This window comes from Pararhizobium sp. P1_E7 (assembly GCF_056405855.1).
Genome location: NZ_JBFUBH010000106.1, coordinates 1 through 7,832 on the forward strand (window position 1 = coordinate 1; position 7,832 = coordinate 7,832).

The 7,832-nt window shown below is 60.3% G+C and carries 7 protein-coding genes and 1 tRNA gene; 1 reads left to right on the forward strand and 7 read right to left on the reverse strand.

The genetic code is table 11. The annotated features are described in order from the left end of the window. Window positions 1–165 precede the first annotated feature (165 nt). Window positions 166–242: transfer RNA gene (locus AC1D17_RS26800), tRNA-Met, on the forward strand. Between the two features lie 148 nt (window positions 243–390). On the opposite strand, the gene AC1D17_RS26805 is transcribed toward AC1D17_RS26800, so the two are convergent. The 7 genes from AC1D17_RS26805 to AC1D17_RS26835 form a co-directional block, all read right to left on the reverse strand. Beyond that, on the reverse strand, window positions 391–1,548 hold the full coding sequence (locus AC1D17_RS26805; protein WP_477568296.1) for an amidohydrolase family protein: 1,158 nt from the start codon (window positions 1,546–1,548) through the stop codon (window positions 391–393). A gap of 162 nt (window positions 1,549–1,710) precedes the next feature. Further along, a complete protein-coding gene (locus AC1D17_RS26810) occupies window positions 1,711–2,760 on the reverse strand; it encodes an extracellular solute-binding protein (protein WP_477568297.1) in 1,050 nt (349 codons plus the stop codon). 18 nt (window positions 2,761–2,778) lie between these two features. Further along, entirely contained in the window at window positions 2,779–3,552 is a 774-nt protein-coding gene (locus AC1D17_RS26815) for an ABC transporter permease (RefSeq protein ID WP_477568298.1), read from the reverse strand. Then, a complete protein-coding gene (locus tag AC1D17_RS26820) occupies window positions 3,549–4,430 on the reverse strand; it encodes an ABC transporter permease (protein ID WP_477568299.1) in 882 nt (293 codons plus the stop codon). Before AC1D17_RS26820 ends, AC1D17_RS26815 begins: the two co-directional genes overlap by 4 nt. Next, a complete protein-coding gene (locus AC1D17_RS26825; RefSeq protein WP_477568300.1) occupies window positions 4,427–5,494 on the reverse strand; it encodes an ABC transporter ATP-binding protein in 1,068 nt (355 codons plus the stop codon). Before AC1D17_RS26825 ends, AC1D17_RS26820 begins: the two co-directional genes overlap by 4 nt. 241 nt (window positions 5,495–5,735) lie before the next feature. After that, window positions 5,736–6,773, reverse strand: coding sequence for an extracellular solute-binding protein (locus AC1D17_RS26830; protein ID WP_477568301.1), 1,038 nt, complete (start codon window positions 6,771–6,773; stop codon window positions 5,736–5,738). 191 nt (window positions 6,774–6,964) lie between these two features. Further along, window positions 6,965–7,759, reverse strand: coding sequence for an ABC transporter permease (locus tag AC1D17_RS26835; protein WP_477568302.1), 795 nt, complete (start codon window positions 7,757–7,759; stop codon window positions 6,965–6,967). Window positions 7,760–7,832 lie beyond the last annotated feature (73 nt).

Sequence of the window (7,832 nt, forward strand, 5' to 3'; positions counted from 1 at the left end):
GCAGCCTAAATGCGATATTCGGCTCCGCCGAATACGCAGATCAAGGCGACAAGTCCTTCGGACTTGCACCGGCGCGATTTTGCTGACGCAAAACGCTGATGCGACAATCCTTACGGATTGCACGGATACACAGACGCGACAAATCCTTCGGATTTGCACGGATAACGCGGGGTGGAGCAGCCCGGTAGCTCGTCAGGCTCATAACCTGAAGGCCGCAGGTTCAAATCCTGCCCCCGCAACCAAATCAAAAAGCCCCAGGACAGAAATGTCCCGGGGCTTTTTGACGTTCTAGGACATGGCCAACCAAGGTCATCGGCTCGCTGCGCCAGCAGGGTCGGGCCGGGCAGGAATTTGCGGTAAATCGATGCGCATACCTGAACCGCAAGCCCCCTATCCGGTAACCACGACGCCCCGGCGCACGACCTGCCGGCCACCCGGCCTGCGGCAAACTGCATCGCCGGCATTCTGCGCTTCGATCATCACGAAATCGGCGCGGGCGCCGGGACGCAGGCCGTAATTGGGAAGACCGATGGCTTGGGCGGCGGCGGTGGTGGCGCAGCCGATGGCGCGGCGGAGATCCTTGTCGGTGTTCCAGTCGAAGCGGTAGGCGGTCAGGAACGCCCGCTCCAGCATGTCACCATTGCCGAAGGGTGACCACGAGTCCCTGATCCCGTCCGATCCACAGCAGACGGTGACCCCGATTTCCGTCAGCCTTTCCACGGGCGGCACTGGGACGTCGGCGGGGGCCGACGTCATCAGCGAAATCCCCAGATCGGCCAGCCTTTGTCCGATCAGGTCGAGCCGCGCCTCCGGTATCATGCCAAGGCAATAGGCGTGCGAGATCATCACCTTGCCTGCAAGTCCGGTGGCCGCCGTGTAGTCGGCGATGCGCTCGACCTGCCACGCACCAAGGTCGCCCTTGTCATGCAGGTGAATATCGACGCCAGCGCCCTTTTCGGCCGCCAGATCGAAGATGAAACGGAGCTGGCCATCGGGGTCGCCGTCGATGCCTGCAGGATCGAGGCCGCCAACGGTTTCGACACCCATATCCATCGCTTCCCGGATCAGCCCGGCGGTGCCAGGACGGCACAACAGGCCCTGTTGCGGAAAGGCGACAAATTGCAGGTCGATCCTGTCGTGCCACTCTTCGCGAAGGCGCAGCATGGCCTCGACATGCGACAGGCCCATGTCAGGGGCAACATCGATATGCGAGCGCACGGCGGTCGTGCCATGGCGCAGCATTTCGGTCAAAAGGCGCCCTGCGCGTTCCTGCGGCGGGGTGGGATTGGACGACAGGACGCGGCGTTCATTGTCGATATAGTCACGCAGGCGCTCCGAGCGCCGGCCGGGCTGCCAGCTCTCGCCCCAAAGCGTCTTGTCGAGATGAACATGCGGTTCGACAAAGGCCGGCAGGACCAGTCGACCGCTGCCGTCTATCGCATCAGGTGCTGTGATCCCGGGACCGACGGCGTCGATGATGCCGGCTGTGCAGCGGATGCCAACAGCCCGCCCTTCGATATCGCGCAGGTTGGAATAGGTGGTGGTCATGCTTGCGTCTCCGAATTCTGACTGCCTAATTCCTCAAACCGGCATTGATTTCAGGAAAAATTATGCAGCAAATTTAAAGTGCTACGGCGACCCTTGCGCGTCATGAATGACGCGCGGCGCTGTCGCGCGGCCCATCAGCGGGCCGCGCGCCCTTGCCTGTTGTCAGCCCTTCAGGCGGGTCCAGATCTTGTCACGCAGATCGCGCGCCTTGGGGCCGCAATCCTGCGTCGGCACCAGGCGGCTGGAATATTCGGCCGGCATGTTGATCGCATCCATCTTCCGCCATTGCTCATTGAGGAACTGGTCCGATTTGATCGCATTGGCATAGGCGATGGCGTTCGAGACCGCCGCCGCGTTTTCCGGGGCCATCATCCAGTTGATGAAGATCTTGGCGTTTTCGGGATGCGGTGCATTGGCGGGGACGGCGAAGTTGTCGCGGAACATCGGCGTGCCTTCCTTCGGATAGATGAAGCGGATCGAGGCGCGCTGCGCTGTGGCACGTGCCGTCGCGCCGTTCCACAGATGATGCATCGCCACCTCACCGGCGGCCATGCGATCGACAGTGGTATCGGAGCTGTAGAGTTTCAGTTTCGCCTTCTGCGCCTGCAAAAGTTCGAGAATGCGCTTGGCGTCCTCGTTGCTTTCGGTGCATTGCGGGATGCCGAGATAGAGAGAGGCTGCGAGGATTTCGTCGCTTGCGGTGTCGAGCGCGGCGATCTTGCCTTGCAGCTCCGGGCGCGGCTCGAAATATTCCTTCCAGCTCGGTTCCAGCGTACCGCCAGGCACTTGGGCGCTGTCATAGGCAAGGCCGGTCACACCCCAGAGATATGGCGCGGAATATTCATGCTTCGGATCGAAATCCGGGTTCTTGAATGCGTCCTTCATCTGGGCGTAGTTCGACATCTTGTACGTGTCTATCTTTTGCAGCAGTCCGTCCTTGATCAGGCCCGGGATGACATAGTCGCTGGGCACGATGACGTCATAGTTCGCTCCGCCGGACTGCAGTTTCGCCAGCAGCGTTTCGTTGCTGTCGAAGCCGTCCAGGATCACCTTGATGCCGGTTTCTGCCTCAAACTTCGTCAGGAGCTGGACTGGGTAGTAGTCGGTCCAATTGTAGAAATAGAGCGTCTTTTCCGCTTCCTGCGCCGCGGCCGGCGACGCAAGAAGGGCAAGTGCGGCAAGTACGCCACCAAGGCGGGATTTCAACGTCATGTCAGGACTCCTCTAGAGTTAACGGCGCAGACGGCCGAGGAAGAAGGAAAGCGAGACGAGTAGAACCGAGACGACCAGCATGACGGCCGAAATCGCGTTGATTTCGGGTGAGATGCCGGAGCGGATGGCGGAGAAGATGTAGACGGGCAGGGTGGTGGTGCCGGGGCCTGAGAGGAAGAACGAGGTCAGAAAGTCGTCAAGGCTCGTGACGAAGGCCAGCGTAAATCCCGCCATCACGCCGGGCCACAGCATCGGCATCGTGACACGGCGAAATGTGCGGAAGCGGCTCGCATAGAGATCCTGCGCCGCCTCCTCATAGGTGCCGCTCATGCCGTCGAGGCGCGCCCGGATCGGCAGGTAGGCAAAAGGAATGCAGAAGGCGGTATGCGCCGCCATCATTGCAGCCAATCCCAGATGCACGCCCAGCGCCACGAACAGCAGCAGTGTCGCGACGGCAACGACGATCTCGGGCAGGATCAAGGGCATGTTCAACACGGTTTCCGCAGCTCCGCGTCCCAGAAAGTCGCGACGGGTGGAGAGCGCGGCCAGAAGCGCAAGTAACGTTGCGGCTGTCGCGGCGCAAACTGCCAGCAGGAGCGAATTCCACGCTGCGGCCTGGATCGATGGGTTCACGAGGATGCGGCCGTACCAATCCACCGAGGCATGGGTCCAGATCGTCGCGGTGCGGTTGGCGTTGAAGCTATAGGCGATCAGGACGACCACGGGGACATAGAGATAGGCCATCACCGCCAGGGAAATCTCGCGTGTGAAGGGAAAACGCTTCGGATTCATGCAATCCTCCTGTTTCGCAGGAGGGCCATCGCCGTCATGACGATCAGCATGGCTGCCAAAAGGATCACGGAAAGCGAAGCCCCGAATGGCCAGTTGCGCGAGGCGCCGAACTGCATCTGTATGATATTGCCCAGCATCAATGTCTTGCCGCCGCCCAAAAGGGCGGGCGTCACGAAGGCGCCCAGGCACGGGATGAAGACCAGCAGCGATCCGGCCATGATGCCTGGGGTCGCGATCGGCAGCAGCACGCGGCGCAGCGCCCGCTTGCGTGTTGCGCCCAGATCATAGGCTGCCTCCAGAAGGCGCCAGTCGAATTTCTCGAACACCGTGTAGAGCGGCAGGATCATGAAAGGCAGGAAGGAGTAGGTCAGCCCGATTGCCACCGCCGCGTCATTGTAGAGCAGTTGCACCGGTCCGAAAGGCGAGATCGCATTGACCGATTTCGCCACCCAGCCATCCTCGCGCAGGATGATCAGCCACGCATAGTTGCGGACGAGAAGGTTTGTCCAGAACGGGATTGTGATCAGCAGCAGCATCGCGTCGCGACCGGTGCGCGACAGCCCCGCCATCCACAGGGCGACCGGCAGTCCCAGAAGCAGGGAGAAGATCGTCGTCGCTGCGGCCAGGACGACCGAACGCAGGAAAATCACCAGATAGCTGGAGTTCAGGATCATCGTGCCGTCGAAATCCTCCTCCCAGACAAGACGAACATAGTTTGCGACCGACGGTAGCGAGGCCCAGTCCACGCCGCTGCTCGTGCCCTTGCCAAGGAGGGATATCCAGCCCATCAGGCAGAGCGGCACGCCGATCAGAATCAGAATGACGGCGATTGCCGGAGTAAGAAGCGACGCGCGCCGCAGGGTGGGATTGTGCATCATTGCAGCAGCACCCGGATCGCCTCGCCGGGCAATGCCAGCCCGACGCGGCTACCGGTCTCGGGCGGCGGGCCGGAGGATTCCGATTGCCGCAGCAGAAAGGTGCTGCCATCCGGAAGGCCAAGTTTGTGCAGCATTGCCGTGCCAAGATAAGCGGAGTGGATCACTGTGGCATCCAGGGTGCCCTCGCCGGCCATCGCCAGCCTTGCCCGCTCGGGGCGGATGGCGATCGTCACCTTGCCTGGAGTGGCGCAGGTCAAGGGCACCACCGCGCCCGCGCCGAGACGCACACCGCCGCCTGGCAAAGCTTCGCCTTCCAAAAGATTGATGTCGCCGATGAAATCCGCCACGAAGCGATGGGTCGRCCTTTCGTAGATTTCGCGGGGCGGCCCCATCTGCAGTATTTTTCCGGCCTGCATCACCGCCACACGATCAGACAATGTGAGCGCCTCTTCCTGGTCATGGGTCACGAACAGGAAGGTGATCCCGGCCTCGGCCTGGAGCTGCTTCAGTTCCAGTTGCATTTCCTTGCGAAGCTTCAGGTCGAGCGCGGAAAGCGGCTCGTCAAGCAAAAGAACACGGGGGCGGGGCGCCAGAGCGCGGGCCAGCGCCACGCGCTGCTGTTGTCCGCCCGACAGTTCGGCGGGGCGGCGCCGCGCGAAGGCGCCCATGCGGACCATTTCAAGCGCTTCTCCAACGCGCGTGCGGATTGCCTCGCGTGCCAGGCCCTGTTCGACCAGCGCGAAAGCAACGTTCTGTTCGACAGTCAGGTGGGGAAACAGTGCGTAACTTTGGAATACCGTATTGACCGGACGATGGAACGGCGGAGCGGCCGTCACATCCTGTCCTTCGATCGCGATCGTTCCGGCATTGGCTGTCTCGAAGCCTGCAATCAGGCGCAGGAGCGTGGTCTTTCCGCAACCCGAAGGCCCAAGCAGCGTGAAGAACTCACGCCGGCCGATATCGAGCGACACATCGTCCAGCACCGGGACGGCGTAGATCCCCTTGCCGAAGCTTTTGCTGACATTCCGGATGGAAACGGCTGGAGAAACGGACGCGTTTGTCATGCTTGCCTCTCTTGGATTTTGTGGAGCGTCCTACAGAGGATACGATATTGTCAATAGTTGTATGAAGATAATTGTATAATTTGCATACAATCATTGAGTATATTGGCTACGAACGCAGTTCGCCACCTGACGGCCGACGTTGCGGTCAGGTGGCGAAGGCTGCTGTATTTCAAGGGCGGCGATCAGACCGCGATGTGAAGCCGTGATCCGGGCGATGGATCGCGGCTTGTACTTTGCAAGGTTACTGGAGGAGTTGTGTCCAGACTTTTGTCATCAGCTCCTGGGCTGCGGGCGAGCAGGCCTTGGAGAGTTTCACAGGCACGGTCGGAAACAGTTCCGGCGCGTTTTGCTTGGTATAAAGCGCGGTCTTCTCATCGACCTTCATCGGCGAGGAGTGGCCATAGTAGTTATACTCCGCCGTCGCGTTGTCGGTTCTAGCCATGAAGTCGATGAATTTCTTCGCATTCTCGATGTTTACCGCGCCTTTCGGAACGGCGTAGGAGTCCAGCCAGCCAACCAGGCCTTCCTTGGGCATGGCATATTCGACATTGGCCTTGTCATTCCGGCGTACACGAAGCGAATTGCCATCCCACCAGAAATGCGCGCCGACTTCGCCGCCGCCGATGCGGTTTTCGATGTTGTCGCTGGAGTAAGCGGCGACAAATTGCTTCTGCTTGATCAGGAGGTCGAAAACCCGCTTCATCTCTGCCGGATCTTCGCTGCAATACGCGATGCCGAGGTAGTTTTGTGCCGCGCTGATAACTTCATCCGGTTGCGCGAGACTGCCGACTTTGCCCTGAAGCTCGGCCGGCGGCTCGAAATAGACCTTCCAGCTGTCCACCGGGCCCTTGTAGACGTCGCGGTTGACGCTGAAACCGGCATTGCCATAGGCCAGGGGGACGGAGTAGGCGCCCGTGGGGTCCCACCACTGCTTTTGCCATTCCGGCCGCACCTGCTGATAGGCCGCCATGCTGCTCGCCTGGATATCCTCCAACAGGCCGGAATCAACCATGATCTTCACGAAATGCTGTGACGGCGTGACGATGTCGTAACCGGAGGAGCCGGCCTGCAGCTTGGTGAGAATATCCTCGTTCGAGGAAAAGGCATCGACGGTCACATCGATCCCGGTCTCCGCCTCGAACTTTTCAACCAGATCGGGGGCGATGGAATCCGCCCAGGCGTAGATCGCAAGTTTTCCTTCCGCATGGGCAGCGCCCGCGAGAGCGAAAAATGCCGCACCGGTTATGAGACAACGTATTTTGGACGTCTTGATCGGCATGCTGTTCTCCTTATTCTTGTGAACGGTAGAGCAAAAGCGAGAGACTGTTTTTGCCCCTCACTTCCGTCAACCTGTTGGAATTCATGCTGTTTCCCCAGTGGATGATAGCCCGGGCGCGGGCGAGTTAAATGTCTATTGTCCGATGCTTCGCTTCGGAAAATCCTTGCCCGGCTGCGCTGGTGGCCACCGGGCTAACTTTGACCTTTGCGCTGGAGAAGAAATGCGAGCGTCGCAAGGACCACCGAGGCGATCATGATCAGCGTCGATATCGCGTTCAGCTGCGGCGAGACGCCCTGTTTGATCAGCGAGAAGATGTAGACGGGCAATGTGGTGCCACCGCCGGAATTCAACAGGTTGCTGGTGATGAAATCATCCATCGAAATGACGAAGGCCAGCATGCCGCCGGCGAAAACCCCGGGCAGGATCAGCGGCAGCGTGACACGGCGAAACGCCACCCAGCCGGTTGCATAGAGGTCGCGCGCGGCTTCCTCCAGGTCGAGATCCATGCCCTGCAGCCGCGCCCGAATGGGCAGGAAGGCGAAGGGAATGCAGAAGGTCGTGTGGGCGATCATCAGCTTGGCCATCCCGTTCACCAGACCGATCTCGGAGAACAGGATCAATACCGCGACGGCAACGACGATTTCCGGCAGAAGCAGCGGCAGGTTGACGATCGCTTCTGAGGTCCGGCGGTAGCGCACGGTCTTGCCCCGGACCAGAACCATGGCCGCCGCCAGCGCAATCACGGTGGAAACCACGGTTGCGACGGCCGCGACGAGCAGCGAGATCTTCACTGCTCCGAGCAAGTTGGGATTGGTCAGGGCTTCCCGATACCAGTGCAGAGAAAATCCGCCCCAATTGGAAACGATGCGGTTCACATTGAAGGAATAGAAAACGACGACCGCAATCGGCAAGTAGAGATAAACAAAGAAGGCAAGGCTGAAGAGGCCGAGCCCGGGGTAGCGTCTGACGTCGGTTTTACTTGTCATCGGGCGTGTTCCAGCGCTTCGGTCCGCATCGAGCGCAGACCCTGTAGAATGAGAAAGATCATCACGGCAGCCA